This is a genomic window from Acidimicrobiales bacterium (genome assembly GCA_041394245.1).
Lineage (GTDB): Bacteria > Actinomycetota > Acidimicrobiia > Acidimicrobiales > Aldehydirespiratoraceae > JAJRXC01.
This window is the reverse complement of record JAWKIR010000004.1, coordinates 373,194-387,505: the sequence shown is the minus strand read 5'-3', so window position 1 is coordinate 387,505 and position 14,312 is coordinate 373,194. Positions and strand designations below refer to the sequence as shown.

Annotated in this window: 16 protein-coding genes; 7 read left to right on the top strand and 9 right to left on the bottom strand. The window is 69.0% G+C overall.

Annotated elements, in window-relative coordinates; genetic code table 11:
* Nucleotides 1–3: 3 nt before the first annotated feature.
* The 5 genes from R2707_20655 to mbhE are packed head-to-tail and all read right to left on the bottom strand — an operon-like array spanning nt 4 to nt 5,489.
* The gene (locus tag R2707_20655; protein ID MEZ5247512.1) at nt 4–273 is read right to left on the bottom strand and encodes a monovalent cation/H+ antiporter complex subunit F; all 270 of its coding nucleotides are present in this window, start codon (nt 271–273) and stop codon (nt 4–6) included.
* Nucleotides 270–764, bottom strand: coding sequence for a Na+/H+ antiporter subunit E (locus R2707_20650; protein MEZ5247511.1), 495 nt, complete (start codon nt 762–764; stop codon nt 270–272). The genes R2707_20655 and R2707_20650 overlap by 4 nt, the downstream gene beginning before the upstream one ends.
* Entirely contained in the window at nt 761–2,254 is a 1,494-nt protein-coding gene (locus R2707_20645; GenBank protein ID MEZ5247510.1) for a proton-conducting transporter membrane subunit, read from the bottom strand. Before R2707_20645 ends, R2707_20650 begins: the two co-directional genes overlap by 4 nt.
* Nucleotides 2,251–2,679, bottom strand: coding sequence for an NADH-quinone oxidoreductase subunit K (locus R2707_20640; GenBank protein MEZ5247509.1), 429 nt, complete (start codon nt 2,677–2,679; stop codon nt 2,251–2,253). Before R2707_20640 ends, R2707_20645 begins: the two co-directional genes overlap by 4 nt.
* Nucleotides 2,676–5,489 carry a hydrogen gas-evolving membrane-bound hydrogenase subunit E gene (gene mbhE, locus R2707_20635; protein ID MEZ5247508.1) on the bottom strand — a complete coding sequence of 938 codons (2,814 nt, stop codon included), beginning with the start codon at nt 5,487–5,489 and terminating at the stop codon, nt 2,676–2,678. The genes R2707_20640 and mbhE overlap by 4 nt, the downstream gene beginning before the upstream one ends.
* 162 nt (nt 5,490–5,651) lie before the next feature.
* Between mbhE and R2707_20630 the strand changes: the two genes are divergently transcribed.
* The 5 genes from R2707_20630 (at nt 5,652) to R2707_20610 (ending at nt 7,940) form a co-directional block, all read left to right on the top strand.
* On the top strand, nt 5,652–6,449 hold the full coding sequence (locus tag R2707_20630) for a sigma-70 family RNA polymerase sigma factor (GenBank protein MEZ5247507.1): 798 nt from the start codon (nt 5,652–5,654) through the stop codon (nt 6,447–6,449).
* A 65-nt stretch (nt 6,450–6,514) separates the two neighbouring features.
* Complete coding sequence (locus R2707_20625) at nt 6,515–6,775, top strand: hypothetical protein (GenBank protein MEZ5247506.1); 261 nt, start codon at nt 6,515–6,517, stop codon at nt 6,773–6,775.
* A gap of 95 nt (nt 6,776–6,870) precedes the next feature.
* Nucleotides 6,871–7,170 carry a MarR family transcriptional regulator gene (locus R2707_20620; protein ID MEZ5247505.1) on the top strand — a complete coding sequence of 100 codons (300 nt, stop codon included), beginning with the start codon at nt 6,871–6,873 and terminating at the stop codon, nt 7,168–7,170.
* Nucleotides 7,171–7,355: 185 nt separating this feature from the next.
* Complete coding sequence (locus R2707_20615; GenBank protein ID MEZ5247504.1) at nt 7,356–7,631, top strand: hypothetical protein; 276 nt, start codon at nt 7,356–7,358, stop codon at nt 7,629–7,631.
* Nucleotides 7,632–7,634: 3 nt separating this feature from the next.
* Entirely contained in the window at nt 7,635–7,940 is a 306-nt protein-coding gene (locus R2707_20610) for a hypothetical protein (protein MEZ5247503.1), read from the top strand.
* A 9-nt stretch (nt 7,941–7,949) separates the two neighbouring features.
* On the opposite strand, the gene R2707_20605 is transcribed toward R2707_20610, so the two are convergent.
* Nucleotides 7,950–10,370, bottom strand: coding sequence for a DNA topoisomerase (ATP-hydrolyzing) (locus tag R2707_20605; GenBank protein MEZ5247502.1), 2,421 nt, complete (start codon nt 10,368–10,370; stop codon nt 7,950–7,952).
* Nucleotides 10,371–10,458: 88 nt separating this feature from the next.
* On the opposite strand from R2707_20605, the gene R2707_20600 reads away from it, so the two are divergent.
* A complete protein-coding gene (locus R2707_20600; protein ID MEZ5247501.1) occupies nt 10,459–11,298 on the top strand; it encodes an NAD-dependent epimerase/dehydratase family protein in 840 nt (279 codons plus the stop codon).
* A 7-nt stretch (nt 11,299–11,305) separates the two neighbouring features.
* On the opposite strand, the gene R2707_20595 is transcribed toward R2707_20600, so the two are convergent.
* A complete protein-coding gene (locus R2707_20595; protein MEZ5247500.1) occupies nt 11,306–12,412 on the bottom strand; it encodes a hypothetical protein in 1,107 nt (368 codons plus the stop codon).
* A 25-nt stretch (nt 12,413–12,437) separates the two neighbouring features.
* Here R2707_20595 and mutM point away from each other — a divergent pair, with 25 nt between their 5' ends.
* Nucleotides 12,438–13,253, top strand: coding sequence for a bifunctional DNA-formamidopyrimidine glycosylase/DNA-(apurinic or apyrimidinic site) lyase (mutM, locus tag R2707_20590; protein ID MEZ5247499.1), 816 nt, complete (start codon nt 12,438–12,440; stop codon nt 13,251–13,253).
* A gap of 3 nt (nt 13,254–13,256) precedes the next feature.
* On the opposite strand, the gene R2707_20585 is transcribed toward mutM, so the two are convergent.
* On the bottom strand, nt 13,257–13,712 hold the full coding sequence (locus R2707_20585) for a hypothetical protein (protein MEZ5247498.1): 456 nt from the start codon (nt 13,710–13,712) through the stop codon (nt 13,257–13,259).
* Nucleotides 13,709–14,293 carry a hypothetical protein gene (locus R2707_20580; GenBank protein ID MEZ5247497.1) on the bottom strand — a complete coding sequence of 195 codons (585 nt, stop codon included), beginning with the start codon at nt 14,291–14,293 and terminating at the stop codon, nt 13,709–13,711. Before R2707_20580 ends, R2707_20585 begins: the two co-directional genes overlap by 4 nt.
* Nucleotides 14,294–14,312 lie beyond the last annotated feature (19 nt).

The window sequence follows — 14,312 nt, the reverse complement described above, 5'->3', positions numbered from 1 at the left end:
CGGTCATGCCCGAGCTCCTCGTCGTTCGACGTATCGGGCCACCGTGATCGTGCCCACGAAACTCAACATGGTCACGACGACGAGCGCATCGAGGAAGGTCCCGTCGCCCGCCACTCCGGCGCCCGCTGCGACCCCGGCTGCCAACACCAGCAGGAGGGTGTCGGCCCCCAGCACCTTGTCGGGGAGCGAGCCGCCGCGACCGACCCTCACCAACGCGAGGATTCCGGCCAGTCCGAGCATCGCCAACGTCGCGTACTCGAGAACCTCGGTCATCGTGAGCCTCCGGTGACAGCGGCCAGCGCGAGCTTCTCGAGCTGGAGCACCTCGTCGCGCACCTCGTCGATGCCGCGAAGGTGCAGGACGTGGACGTAGAGCATGGTCGGTCGGTCGTCGGTGCCCTTGTCGATGTCGATGACCATCGTGCCGGGGGCGAGGATGATGGCATGGCTGACCAGCGTGATGACGACGGCGTCGTTCGATGCGAGCTCGACCGCGACGACGCCCTCGTTGATCCGGTTCTTCGGCGTCACGACTTCCCACGCGACCACGAGGTTGGCCCGCACGATCGAGCCCGCGGTGGCAGCGACGAACCGCAGGAGTGCGAGCGGCCGGACACGAAGGCGAGTCTCGTCCGCCGGCGGGAACAGCCAGACCACGGCACCCGCGACCAGCAGGCCCGACACGGTGTTCGCCACCGAGAGGTCGCGCCACAGCGCGACCCATGCGAGGGTCAGCCACAGCAGCAGTACGAGGCGGTGTCTCACGAGTTGCGAACCGCCTCGATGTAGTCGGCGGAATCCAGGAGCTGGACGGCCGCCCGCTCGGCGAGGTCGTAGACCGACCCACCGAAGACGGGAACGACGAGCGTGGCGAGAACCAGGGCGGCGGTGGCAGCAGTGGTGACACGGTCGATCGGCAGACGTCGATCCTCGGCGTCGGCTTCCGCCATCGCCGGGGTGGGGTCATCGGCGGTTCCCCAGAAGACACCGGCCCAGATCTTGGACATCGAGAAGATCGTGAGCAGCGAGGCCACGAGGGCGGCCGCGACCATCAGGTACTCCTCGGCCTCGAGCCCTGCGGTGATGACGGCCAGCTTGGCCAGGAAGCCGGAGAAGGGTGGCATGCCGGCGAGGCTCAGCGCCGGAATGGTGAACAGGATCGCGAAGATCGGGGCCCTGCGCACCAGACCGCCGAGTCGATGGAGCTGCCCGGTTCCCGTGGAGTCCTCGACCAACCCTCCGACCAGGAACAGCGCCGTCTTCACCGGGATGTGGTGCACCACGTAGAGGACGGCACCCGTGAGTCCGGCCACGGTTCCGATGGCGAGACCCATGACCATGTAGCCGACCTGGCTGATGATGTGGAAGCTGAGGATCCGCTTGATGTCGCTCTGCACGATGGCACCGACCACGCCGACGACCATGGTGAGGGTCGCCGCCATCACGAGAACCCATCGGGTGCTGTCGAGATCCAGGATGGTGGTGGCGCGGATGAGTGTGTAGATGCCGACCTTGGTCAGCAACCCGGCGAAGACCGCGGTGACCGCGACGGGTGCCGTCGGGTAGCTGTCGGGGAGCCAGAAGAAGAAGGGGAACAGCGCGGCCTTGATGGCGAAGACCGAGATCAGGAGGATCCCGAGCGCGGTCTGCGTCGACTGGGGGAGTTCGGCGTAGCGGGTGGCGAGTTCGGCCATGTTCACGGTGCCGGTGGCGCCGTAGATCAGCCCGACCGTCGACAGGAGCAATGTCGACGCCAACACGTTGATGACCACGTAGGTCATCCCCGACCGAACCTGCTCGGCGCCGGCGCCGAGCGTCAGCAGCACATAGCTGGCGATGAGCATGACCTCGAAGGCCACGAACAGGTTGAACAGGTCGCCGGTGAGGAACGAGAGCGAGACCCCCGCCGAGAGCACCAGGTACACGGGCTGACCGATCCGCGGACGCCCTTCGTCGGCCCCCTGTCCGATCGCGAACACCTGGACCGTGACGATGACCACGAGGCTGACCACCAGGAACATGGCCGCGGCGAGGTCGGCCACGAGCGTGATGCCGACCCCGGCGGGCCATGCGCCGATGGTCTGGGCCTGTACGCCGTCGGACTCCACGGCGACCAGCAGCGCGATCGCGGCGCCGAGCGCGGCGAGGTTGGCCCCCAACGCGATCAGTCGCTGGAGCATGAGCGAACGCATCGCGAGAATGGCGATGCCCGACGCGAACAGCGGGAGGATGACCGGAAGGACGACGACGTTCACGACTGCGCCTCGTCCCATTCGTCCCACGGCTCGTCGACGCTCGGATCCGGGTCCCGGAAGTGGCCCTCCTCGTCGGCCATCAGCGCGATACGGCGGTCTTCGACGTCGTCTTGGACCTCGTCGTCGTTCGTCCCCGTCCAGCTGCGATAGGCCAGCGCGAGAAGGAACGAGGTCATGCCGAAGCCGATCACGATCGCGGTCAGCGCGAAGGCCTGCGGGAGCGGGGCGGCGATGCCGGCGCCATCGTCACCCTTGCCCACGAGCGGCGGACGACCGGCCCGTCCGCCCACGGTGATCAGCAACAGGATGGCTCCATGGCTCAGGAGTCCGAACCCGAGCACGATGCGGGTGAGCGCCCGCTGGAGGATCAGGTAGGTCCCCGCGGCGAAGAGCCACGCGACGAGTACCGCCATCGCGATGCTCATGCGCCGACCTCCGCTCGAGCGTCGTCTCGGCCCGCGTCGGGCTCGCCGACCAGGACTTCGATGAGCGTGGCGACGACGCCGACGACGACCAGATAGATCCCGGTGTCGAACACCAGGGCCGAGGTCGTCTTGGCCGTGCCGAGGACCGGCAGATCGAGTTCCCACGTGTGGTGCTCGAGCAGCGCGTTGCCCAGGATCATGCTGGCCAGGGCGGTCCCGGTGACCAGAACCACGCCGATTCCCAGGAGATGCCCGGAGGGGACCGACAGGCGACTGCGCAGTAGCTCGCGGCCCGTGATCACACGGAGAACCAGCCCCACTCCGGCCACCAGCCCGGCGATGAAGCCACCACCGGGCTGATTGTGGCCCGCGAAATGGAGATACACCGAGAACAGGATGATCGTGTGGAAGACGGCGTTGAGCGTGGTGTCGAGCACCACGCTGGGTCGGCCGAGGACCAGCGGAGCGAACGACCTGGCGTTCCCGGTGGATGCAGCATCGGGGTCGCGGCGTCGACGTCCCCTGGTCACGGCGGTCACGACCGGGCCGCTCGACCGGACGAGCGAGACGACGCCGAGGCCGGCCACGACGAGCACGAGGGCCTCACCGACCGTGTCGAACCCACGGAAGTCGACCAGGGTGACGTTGACGATGTTGGAGCCGTCGGCCTCGGGGTAGCTGAGCGCCGTCAGCTGCGCGTCGACCGGCTCGGCGTCGCGGTCGGCGACGGCGGTGATCGTGAGCACGAACACGGTGACGCCGACGGCCGCAGCCACCAACGCCCGAAGACCGTTGGCACCCGAGATCGGCGGCGCCTTGAACCGAGCGGGGAGGTGACGCAACACGAACACATAGATGGCGACCGACACGGTCTCGACGAGGAGCTGGGTCAACGCCAGGTCGGGAGCTCCCTGGATCACGAACAGCGAGGCCGATCCGAGGCCGACGCCTCCCAGCAGCAGCACGGCGGCGAAGCGACGCTCCGAGAACGCGAGGAGCCCGGCCGCGAGCATCGTCGCGGCAACGACCGCGAACTGCAGGGGCGACTCCGCCACCACGCGATCAGCGGGAAGGCGGACATCGCCGAGCACCGTGAACAGCGGCAGCGTGACGACCGCGAGCAGGATGACCGCGAGATAGATCGGCAACGATCCGGGCTGGATCACGCCGACGAAGCGGGTGGCCCCGGCCAGCACCTTGCGGAGTCCGCCCTGGAAGATGCCGGCGGCATCGTGGTTCCGGCCGAGCCGGGCCTGCCCCGCCTCGAGTGGCCGGCGGACCGCGAACAGGGCCGCGCCACCGACGACGGCGACGATCGACAGGACGAACGCGGTCTTGAAACCCGGCCAGAGCACCAGCTCGTAGACCTCGGCCTTCTTCTCGAGCGCAACCGCGGCAGGGCGCACGACACGAGTTGCCCACCCGTCGGCGAGGCCGAGGACGATCGTGGGGATCATCAGCAGGGCTGCCGGCGCCACCAGCGCAGCGCCGGGCGTGTGGATCGATGTTTCGACGCCTCGCTTGTCGGTGAACGCTCCCCACAGGAAACGCAGGGTGTAGGCACCGGTGAGCGCCGATGCGCCGACGAAGACGGCAGTGGCGAATCCGACACCGGCGATCTCGGCATCGAGCAGACCGACGATCGCCGCCTCCTTCGCCAGGAAGCCGGCGAGCCCGATGATCCCGGCCATCGAGGCACCCCCGACCACCGACGTGATGGCCACGAGCGGCATGGATCGTCGCAACCCGCTCAGCTCGGAGATCTCCCGGGTGTGGGTGCTGTGATCGATGATGCCGACGACCATGAACAAGCTGGCCTTGAACACCGCGTGGGCTGCCAGCAACGCGGTGCCGGCGAACAGCAGCTTCGGCGTGCCCGCGCCGAACACGGCGACGAGCATGCCCAGCTGACTGACGGTGCCGTAGGCGAGCAGCAGCTTGAGGTCGGTCTGACGGAGTGCCCGGTAGCCGCCCCATGCCATGGTGGCCAGACCGACGATCAGGGTCATCGGTCGCCACGGCGGGAGGTCGTACAGGTGTGGTGAGAGGCGGGCGATCAGGAAGACACCGGCCTTCACCATGGTGGCCGAATGAAGATACGCCGACACGGGGGTCGGGGCGGACATCGCCCCCGGCAGCCACCCGTGGAAGGGCACCTGCGCCGACTTGGTGAAGCACCCGATCAGGATGAACGCGGCCGCCCAGGAGGCGAGAGAGCCGCCGATCGACGCGTCGGCGAGGCCGGACAGTGTGGTGGAGCCGGTGCTGATCGTGAGCATGATCAGACCGGCGAGGAGCACGAGGCCGCCGGCACCGGTGATGATCAGCGCCTGTTGGGCCGCACTGCGCGCCGCGGACTTCGTGTCCTTGAACCCGATGAGGCCGTAGGACGTGACGGAGGTGAGCTCCCAGAACACGAAGATGAGGATGAGGCTGTCTGCGCTCACGAGGCCGGTCATCGCGCCGGCGAAGATCGTCAGCAGCGCGGCGAATCGACCCAGACCGTCCTCGTCGCCGAAGTACTGGCTCGCGTAGGCCATCACCAACACGCCGACACCGCTGACGATGCCCAACATCAAGAGGGCGAACTCGTCGACGACGAACCGCAGATCGAGCCCGAGCCCCGGCACCCATGGCTGATCCTGGACGACCGGGGACCCGTCGTGGACGTCGGCGGCGTGCGACGCGACCCACGCCAGCGTCGTCGCCGGAGCGAGCGCCGCGATCCAGAACACCCTCGCCCGAAGGCGTGGGCCCAGTGCGGCAGCGACGACGCCGACCGCAACATGGACGAGGAGCACCGCGATCATGGATCAGACCGTCGGTGCCGGGACATGCGAAGTGCCATTCGGGCTCCGATGGTATGCGCCGGGCGAGGTCATGGCCGTCACTGTAGAGGCAGTCTTCAATAGACTGCGCTCAATAGGTATCTTTTATTAGGTCTTTTCTAACAGGTCTGTTATGTTGGGCGCATGCACCGCCACACGAAGTTCGCTCCGTTGCTCACCCGGGCCGACGAAGTCCGCCTGGCGAAGGCGATCGCCGAAGGCCGCGCCGCCCGCGATCGCGTCGAATCAGGCCAGGGACTCAGCGGCGATCCGAAGCTGATTCGCGCCGGGGAGACCGCCCGACGCCAGTTCATCGAAGCCAACGTGCGTCTGGTGCTCTCATTGGCGCGAAGGGTTCGCCTCCCTGCCCACATCGAGCGAGACGACGTCATCCAGGACGGCATGATCGGCCTCGAGCGAGCCGTCGAACGCTTCGATCACACGAAGGGATTCAAGTTCTCCACCTACGCGGCGTGGTGGATCCGCCAGGCGATGCAGCGCGGGCTCGAATCGACGTCGACCACCATCCGGATCCCCGAACACCAGCGTGGCGCGCTTCGCTCCGCCCAACGAGACCGCGACAGCCACGGCACGCCGCTCACCGAGGAACTCGCCCGCCTCGAACGGATCGGGACCCCAGACTCTCTCGATCGGGCGATCGACGACGACGCCACCCCGCTCGGAAGCCTCGTCGCCGGCGACGACGACCCGGCCGACGCCGCGGAACGGATCGCGGTCACCGAAGCCGTCGAAGATCTGCTGGGCGATCTCGACCCGGAGCTCGCCGATGCCATCGCCCGCCGATTCGGCCTGCGCGGCTACGAGCCGGCCACGTACGCCCTCGTCGCCGCGGCGCTCGGTCGCAGCGAGGAGTCGGTTCGCCGCCAGGTCTCCCGAACCCTGCAACGACTGCGGCCGCGAGCGCTCGAACTGGCCGCATAGCGGCACCGATACGACCCTCCGATCCGACAACACCATCCGATCTGACAACAGGGAGAGGAACGAGCATGACGAAGCTGATCGACCCCGACACGACACCGAGCATCGGGGATCTCGCCCGCGACGCTCGGGCGATGTGGCGCCGCGAACCCAGCGTCCACGGACCGCTCCGCACCCGCATCATGAGCGAACTCACCGCCGTGCGCGTCGACCTCGAAACGCTCGAGCGCAAGCTCGACCGATCGGACCTCTCCGTCGAGGACGAACGGTCGATCCACGACTGCGCGAGTCGTTTGCAGCGGCTCCGCCTCCACTGGCAGGCGGCGTAGGGCATGCGATTCCTGCGGCCCGCGGTCTTCGGAGCGGCGAAGCGAGCACTCCGATGAGTCACGCATCGGCGCCCTCGGAACCGTATGGTTCCGCCATGGGGTTGCGAGAGCCGGAGCCTGATCTTCCCTCCTGGACGTTCCTGACGAACCATGCGCACGTGTTGATCGCCATCAGCCGCGACGGTGAGCTGCGTCAGCGCGACATCGCCCACGCGGTCGGCATCACCACCGGAGCGGTACAGCGGATCATCGACGACCTCGAGGAGGGGGGCTACATCCGCCGAGAACGTGTCGGTCGCCGAAATCACTACCTCGTCACCGCCGACCTCCCCTTGCGCCACCCCCTCGAGCGTCCGCACAGCGTCCAGGAACTCCTCACCACCCTCGAGCCCTGACGGCGACCGCCTCGGCACGTTCCCCGATATTCGGGAACAAAATCGGCGCTGCCGTCGTTACCACCCTGACCATCGACCAGCGCAGTCCTCGACGGACGCCGCCGGCACAGGGAGATTGACCACGTGAGAACACTTGCCCACTGTCAGGCGCCCACCCTCACGAGGGGGTCGGCACAGTGAGATCCGTGCATCGCTCCTCCCGCTTCTCCGTCGGTGCGTTGTTCGTCACTGTCGCGCTCACGGCCACCGCCTGCGGCAGCGACCCCGCCGCGGAGACCACCGACGCGGCATCGGGCACGAGCGCCACAGCCGTCGCCGAGGGCAACGCCGAGACGCTCGCCACGAACGACGACGTCCGCCTCATCGAGGTCCTCGAGGTCGACACCGGCGAGATCACCACACTGACCGACACGGTCACCGGCGACCGGCCGGTGCTGCTGTGGTTCTGGGCGCCTCATTGAACGGTGTGCCGGGGGGAAGCCCCCGCCGTCGAGCAGTTCGCTCGCGACAACGCCGCTGAGATCCAGGTCGTGGGCGTCGGCGCCCAGGACGACTTCGAGTTCGCCGTCGATTTCGTCGACTCCACCGGGCTCGCGACCCCCGACATGATCTGGGACCCCTCGTTCGAGACCTGGTCGCGCTTCGGGGTCCGCATCAACAGCCAGATGCTGCTGATGAGCGCCGACCTGAACTCGAGCACCGAACTCTTCTACGGGTTCGGTGCGTCCGACCAGCAGCGAATCCTCGACGCGCTCCCGACCCTGGGCTGAGCGCGACCGCTACCAGCGCGCCGGCGCCAGCACCAGGATCTGCCGTTCGGTTCGCGCCGGCACCAGGTCGCGCCCCGAAGGTTCGGGATCGAGCGGCACCGGGTTCGGATCGATCTTCTTCGGATCGTCGTCGTCGGCCATCTGGGCGAGCAGATCGGCCGGCATCGCGCCGAACCAGGCGAGCGTGACCGTTTCGCCGTCGCCGATCTTCGCCAACCGAACACCCTGGCCACCGCGCCCCTTGACCGGCAGCTCCTCGAACGGGGTCGCCTTGAGACCCGAGGCATCCGTCACGATGATGGAAGCCCCGTCACCGATGAGCGCGCCGGCGCCCACCACCGAGGCGCCGTCTCGCAACCTCATGCCGGCAACGCCGCCGGCGCCGCGCCCCTGCATGCTGACGGTGTCGACCGGGAGCCGAAGGACCTGGGCATCACTGGCCACGATCGCCATGTCGGCGCCCTCCGCGGCGCGAAACGCCGCAACGACACGGTCGTTGCCCTTGAGGCCGATCACCGTCTTGCCGCTCTTCGTTCCCATCACCTCGTCGACCGCGACCCGCTTCGCCATCCCGTTCGCGGTGACCAGCACGAGCGGATCCCCATCGGCCACGACCAGATCCAGCACTTCCTCGCCCTTGTTGAGGCCGAGCAGCTGTGCCGCGGGACCGCCCCGGGTGCGGCCGGTCGCGTCGGCGACCTCTGCGCCGCGGACGACGAACACCCGCCCCTCCGACGTCACCGCCGCGATCGGCGAGGCCGTTGTGGAGACGACCTGGGCGATGAGGAGGTCATGGCGACCGGCGGTGGCCCGCTTGGCTCCCTCCGTCGGGATCCGACCGAGGTTGCCCGACGTCGACAGGGTCACGACGCAGGGTTCGTCGGCATCGGGATCGAACGCCGCCGACGTCTCGGAGGGTTTTTCGAACACCGGGATCTCGTCGGCCGCGATGATGTCGGCCCGTCGGTCGACGCCGTGACGTTCGACCAGCTCGGCCAGCTCGGCCAGCACGAGGGTGCGCCGTCGTTGTTCGGATCCGAGGAGGAGGTTGTAGTCGGCGATGTCGGCACGCAGGCCGGCGGCCTCTTCCTCGAGCTCGAGCTTCGCGAGCGCCGTGAGCCGCCGCAGCGGCATGTCGAGGATGTGGGCGGCCTGGATGTCGCTGAGGCCGAACCGCTCGATCAGCCGCTGCCGGGCCTCGGCCGCATCCTGCGAACTCCTGATGATCTGCACCACCTCGTCGATCGCGTCGAGCGCGATCAGGAGACCTTCGAGGATGTGGAGACGATCCTGCGCCTTCGCCAGGCGATACTCGGTGCGCCGCACGATGACTTCGAGCCGATGGTCGATGTAGTGGCGGCAGAGGTCGTAGATGCCGAGCGTCGTGGGCACACCGTCGACGAGCACGACGTTGTTGATGCCGAACGTCTCCTCGAGCGGGGTGAGCCGGTAGAGCTCCTGCAGCACCGCCTGCGGGTTGACCGCGGGCTTGATGTCGATCTGGATCCGCAGACCGTGCATGTCGCTCAGGTCGGCGATGCCGGCGACGCCCACGATCTTTCCGTTGTTGGCGAGCTCCTGCACCTTGCCGAGGACCCGCTCGGCCCCGACGAGATACGGCAACTCGGTGACGATGATCGCCTGACGGGAGCGGCTCACCTGCTCGACATGGGCCTTGGCCCGGATGCGGAACGATCCACGTCCGGTCTCGTAGGCATCACGAAGCCCGTCGTCGACGACGATGCCGCCCGTCGGGAAATCGGGACCCGGCAGCACCTTCATGATCTCGTCGACCGTCGGCTTCGGGCGCCGCTGGGTCATCACCAGCCGGATCGCCTGCTCCACCTCGCGCAGGTTGTGGGGCGCCATGTTGGTCGCCATACCAACGGCGATGCCACTGGTGCCGTTGACGATGATGCTCGGCAACGCGGCGGGAAGAACGACGGGTTCCTCCCCCTCGCCGTCGTAGGTCGGTCGGAAGTCGACGGTGTCCTCGTCGAGTTCGGCGACCATGTCCATCGCCGCGTCGGACAGGCGGCATTCGGTGTAGCGGGCCGCGGCAGGCGGATCGTCGAGCGAACCGAAGTTTCCCTGCGGATCGATGAACGGGACCATCCGCGAGAAGTCCTGCCCCATCCGCGTGAGCGTGTCGTAGATCGCGGCGTCGCCGTGGGGGTGGTAGCGACCCATGGTGTCGCCGACGATGCGGGCCGACTTGCGATAGGGCGTGTTGGGGCGGATGCCCATCTGCAGCATCGACCACAGGATGCGGCGTTGAACGGGCTTGAGACCGTCGCGCACATCGGGGATGGCACGCGAGGTGATGACCGAGAGCGAGTACGCGAGGAAGGATTCGCTCATCTCGTCGGCGACGGGGACGTCGATCACTTCTCGGGCGTAGTTGGGCTCGAATTCGAGCTGTCGGGGCACGTTGACTCCGGAGTTCCAGATTGGCGAGTTGCGACCCGACCGTAGTGGCGCGGAGTGACAGTGCGGGGCCACTCGCTACGGTCATCTCGTGACATCCGCCGCTCCCCCGCCCCCGTCCCGAGTCCTCATCGTGGGAGCCGGCGACGTCGGGTTGTCCCTGGCCGGCCGCCTGGGCGCACTGGGCGTCGACGTCACCACTCTCAACCGCTCGGGCCGCAGCGCCGACGGGGCCCGAGCCTGGCGCGGCGACCTCGCCGATCCGGCAACGCTGGTGGACCTCCCGATGGCCGACACGGTGATCTTCACCACCGCGCCGCCCGGTCGCGGCGAGTCCGACTACCGACTCGCCTATGTCGACGGCCCGGCCCGCATCCTGGCTGCGCTGCCATCCATGCCGGACCGCCTCGTCCTCACATCCACCACCGGTGTCTACGGGGTCGACGACGGTTCGTGGGTCGACGAGACCTCCCCCACCGAACCCTCCCGCGCCAGCGCCGCGGTCGTGGTCGAAGGCGAGCGACGTCTGACCGGGCAGGCCACGACCACGGTGATCGTCCGCCCCGCCGGCATCTACGGTCCCGGCCGCGGTTCCCTGCTGGAGCGGGTGCGCGCCGGCGAGGAACCGGTCTCGTCCGACGGCACCCCACGGTGGACGAACCGCGTCCATCGCGACGACGTCGTGGGCGCACTCCTCGTCGCCGCAACCCATCCGACGCCGTCCCACGTCCTGATCGCAGTCGACGACGAGCCGGCACCACGTGACGACGTCATCCGCCATCTCGTCGCCCGGCTCGACGCACCACGGCCGTCGACCATCGACGTGCCGTCGCCCACCGGCAAGCGCTGCCGCAACGCCGCCCTCCGGGCGCTCGGTTGGGAGCCGCAGTACCCGACGTATCGAGAGGGCTACGACGCCCTGCTCCGGTGAGCCATGCTCAGGTCCACGCCCGGCGCAGCGCGGCGGGAAGCACCTCGACCCCGAGCCCGGTGAGGCGGCCGTCGTCGAGGATGCCGAGGTCGGTCCACGACGCGATCGCCGTGTCGAACGCCCACGCGATCCGGGCGCGGTCGGCCCTGGGGATGGTCGTGGTCACCTCGGGGCACCGATTGACCAGATCGACCATCGCCGCACCGTCGACGACGATGCCCTCGCCGCCGCGGACCAGTCCGATCACGGCACCCAACCAGTCGGCCCATTCGAGGATGAACACCGCATCGCGCTCGGCCGGACCCAACGGCGCAAGGTCGACGGGCGCGACCAGCGCGGCAACGGCCGCGGCGGCGTCGAGATCCTCGGCGACCGTGGAGCCGCCGAGGGCGCGGGTGAGGATCTCGAGCGCGTAGGCGTCGTCGTCGGGATCGCGCCGCGGCGCGTCGGGGATCTCGTCCTCGACCGAGACGGGCGGCTCCACGTCGACCTCGACGAGGGTCGCCAGACGCCGGAGCAGCAGCCGCCCGTTGACGACGGCCGACAGCGTGGGGCGGCTCGTCGCGCGCAGCGCCGCCACGCAGCGGTCGGCCAGCGCCGCGGGACCGCCGTCCTCGCTGTCGATGCGGGCATCCTCCTCGTGCAGCGCATCGAGCAGGTCGCCCGGCCCGACCATGACCTCGCCGACCGTCTCCGGGGCCCCGGGCAGCAGATCGACGGTGATCACGTGCCGGTCGTCGAGCACGTCGACGAATCGGAATGCGATCGATTCGCTGCCGCCACTGCGCAGCGCCCAGGCCCCCTCACAGCGACTGGTGCCGATGGCCTCCGACCACGACGGCACCACTCGGGCCGGATCGGGACACGGCACCCCGTCGTGCAGACCCGCCAACGCGACGAGCGCCGTCGCCGCGCCATCGCCACCGACCCCGGCGAGCGCGTCGAAGAGGGCAACCGGCGCCACCCCGGCTTCCGCCGCCAGCGAGAGCACGTCGCTCGCCCACGCTTCGGCCCGCGCCGCATCGAGCGCGGCGATCTCCTCGATCTGCTCGAGCACTTCGGCCACGAGCTCGTCGAGCTCCGGTGTCGGCGGGGTGTCGGTGGGGTCGGTCACGGCGCTGCGAGTCTAGAGTCCGGCGGTGCCCGAGCTACCCGAGGTCGAGACCATCCGGCGCCAGTTGGCGCCGCTGCTACGCGGCACCGAACTCGTCGATGCGGGCAGCCACTGGTCGGCGAAGTTCACGCCGGCGCTCGAGGCGATCGGCCACGAGATCACCGGCACCGGGCGCCGAGGCAAGTACCTGATCATCGATCTCGCGGCCCCCGACGATGCCGAGCGGGAACTGATCGTCCACCTGGGGATGACGGGTCGGCTCGCGGTGCGAGACGACCCCGATCTCGATCATCCGCACCTGCGGGCCTGGTGGCGCCTCGCCGACGGCCGGTCACTGACGTTCCACGATGCTCGCCGGTTCGGTCGTATCCATGTCGTCGACCGCGGTGACCACGCGGGCATCCCGACGCTTGCCGCGCTCGGTCCCGAGCCCTTCGACGAGGCCTTCAACGGGCGTGACCTGGCCGCGTTCGTCAAGCGCAGCAACCGCCATCTCAAGACCCTGCTCCTCGGACAGCGGGCCGTCGCCGGAGTCGGCAACATCTATGCCGACGAGGCGTTGTGGATGGCCGAGATCAATCCGGCGACCCGGCGTTTGAGCCGGGAGCGGGCCGACCGCCTCGTGGAGACGGTCCGCGTCGCCCTGCAATCCGGCCTCGACCACGGCGGCACGACGCTGCGTGACTATGTCGACTCCGCGGGCGAGCGCGGGGCCAACCAACACCGCCTCCACTGCTACGGGCGCAGCGGCGAGCCGTGTGAACGCTGCGGCACGATCCTGCGCCGACGCGAGCTCGATGCCCGCACGACGACATGGTGCCCGCAGTGCCAGGCGCGATGACGCTCAGCCGAACGAGACGCCGGCGAGGCTCAGGTTGACCTCGCGCACCAACAGGCCCGCCTGTCGGTGCGAGCCGAGCACCACATAGAGGCCGAAGGCGCGTGCGCCGGTGCGGAAGAACCGTTGCGCCCCCGACTGTCCGGCGAGGCGCCGCTGGAGCGATTGGGGCGAGAAGTCGTCGGCCGCGAGTGCGAGCGGCAGCACCGCGTCGGTGAACATCGCCGTGCGAGCCGAGCCGGAGTCGAACTCCATGAGGACGACGAGGATCCCGCCGGAGTCCATCGTCTCCACCGCCCCCGATCCGTAGTCGCCACGTTCGGCCGGGAGCGCGAAGTTGGCCAGATGCACGAGTGAACGGGGGGTGGCGCCCGGATTGACCCGGAGTTCGCTGAACTCGACCTCCCACCCGTCGCGGACGACGACCTCGATGCCGTTCGCGGCCAGTCGATGGGAGCTCATGCGACCACCGCCGCGCCGACTGCGACGATCGCCACGGCACCGAGCGACGTCCACCGGACGGCCCGTTCGCTCTGGTCGAGCCGTCGATGCAGCCGTCGAAGATCGTTGACCGTGCGCACGCGACCGTTGAGGGTCGCCCCGACCCCACGGGTCAGCCCGTAGACCCCGCCGAGCACCAGCGTCTGGACGGGCGGCAGCAGCACGCCGGACAGCAGGACCACACCGAGCAGCAGCGTGTTGACCACCGTGACCAGACCGAAGCCGAGCTGGGCGCCGAAGCCGAACCCGTACACCCAGCCCCGATACGACGTGAGCCAGCGTTCGTCGACCTGCCGCCGACCGGGCACGCTGATCCCGACGAGGTCGCCGACCCCGGCGACGACCGTGGCCGCCGCGACGATCACCAGCGTGACGGCATCGCCCGGCCGGCCGACCAGCGCACCGACGACGGCGCTCGCCGCCGCGAGGAGGGCGCCCAGGAGGAGACCACCGACCAGATGGCCGAGGATCAGCCAGCTACGGGTCAGCCAGAATCGGTTGCCGCGGCCCCGCTCACCGAGCGGAGTGATGCTCGTGAGCATCGATGTCCCTCAAGGCGAC

Bases quoted from the DNA above. Each gene is read 5' to 3' on its own strand.
- R2707_20655 (MEZ5247512.1), bottom strand. From the start codon at position 273: ATGACCGAGGTTCTCGAGTACGCGACGTTGGCGATGCTCGGACTGGCC.
- R2707_20580 (MEZ5247497.1), bottom strand. From the start codon at position 14,293: ATGCTCACGAGCATCACTCCGCTCGGTGAGCGGGGCCGCGGCAACCGA.
- mbhE (MEZ5247508.1), bottom strand. From the start codon at position 5,489: ATGATCGCGGTGCTCCTCGTCCATGTTGCGGTCGGCGTCGTCGCTGCC.
- R2707_20620 (MEZ5247505.1), top strand. From the start codon at position 6,871: ATGGGGTTGCGAGAGCCGGAGCCTGATCTTCCCTCCTGGACGTTCCTG.
- R2707_20630 (MEZ5247507.1), top strand. From the start codon at position 5,652: ATGCACCGCCACACGAAGTTCGCTCCGTTGCTCACCCGGGCCGACGAA.
- R2707_20585 (MEZ5247498.1), bottom strand. From the start codon at position 13,712: ATGAGCTCCCATCGACTGGCCGCGAACGGCATCGAGGTCGTCGTCCGC.
- R2707_20640 (MEZ5247509.1), bottom strand. From the start codon at position 2,679: ATGAGCATCGCGATGGCGGTACTCGTCGCGTGGCTCTTCGCCGCGGGG.
- R2707_20625 (MEZ5247506.1), top strand. From the start codon at position 6,515: ATGACGAAGCTGATCGACCCCGACACGACACCGAGCATCGGGGATCTC.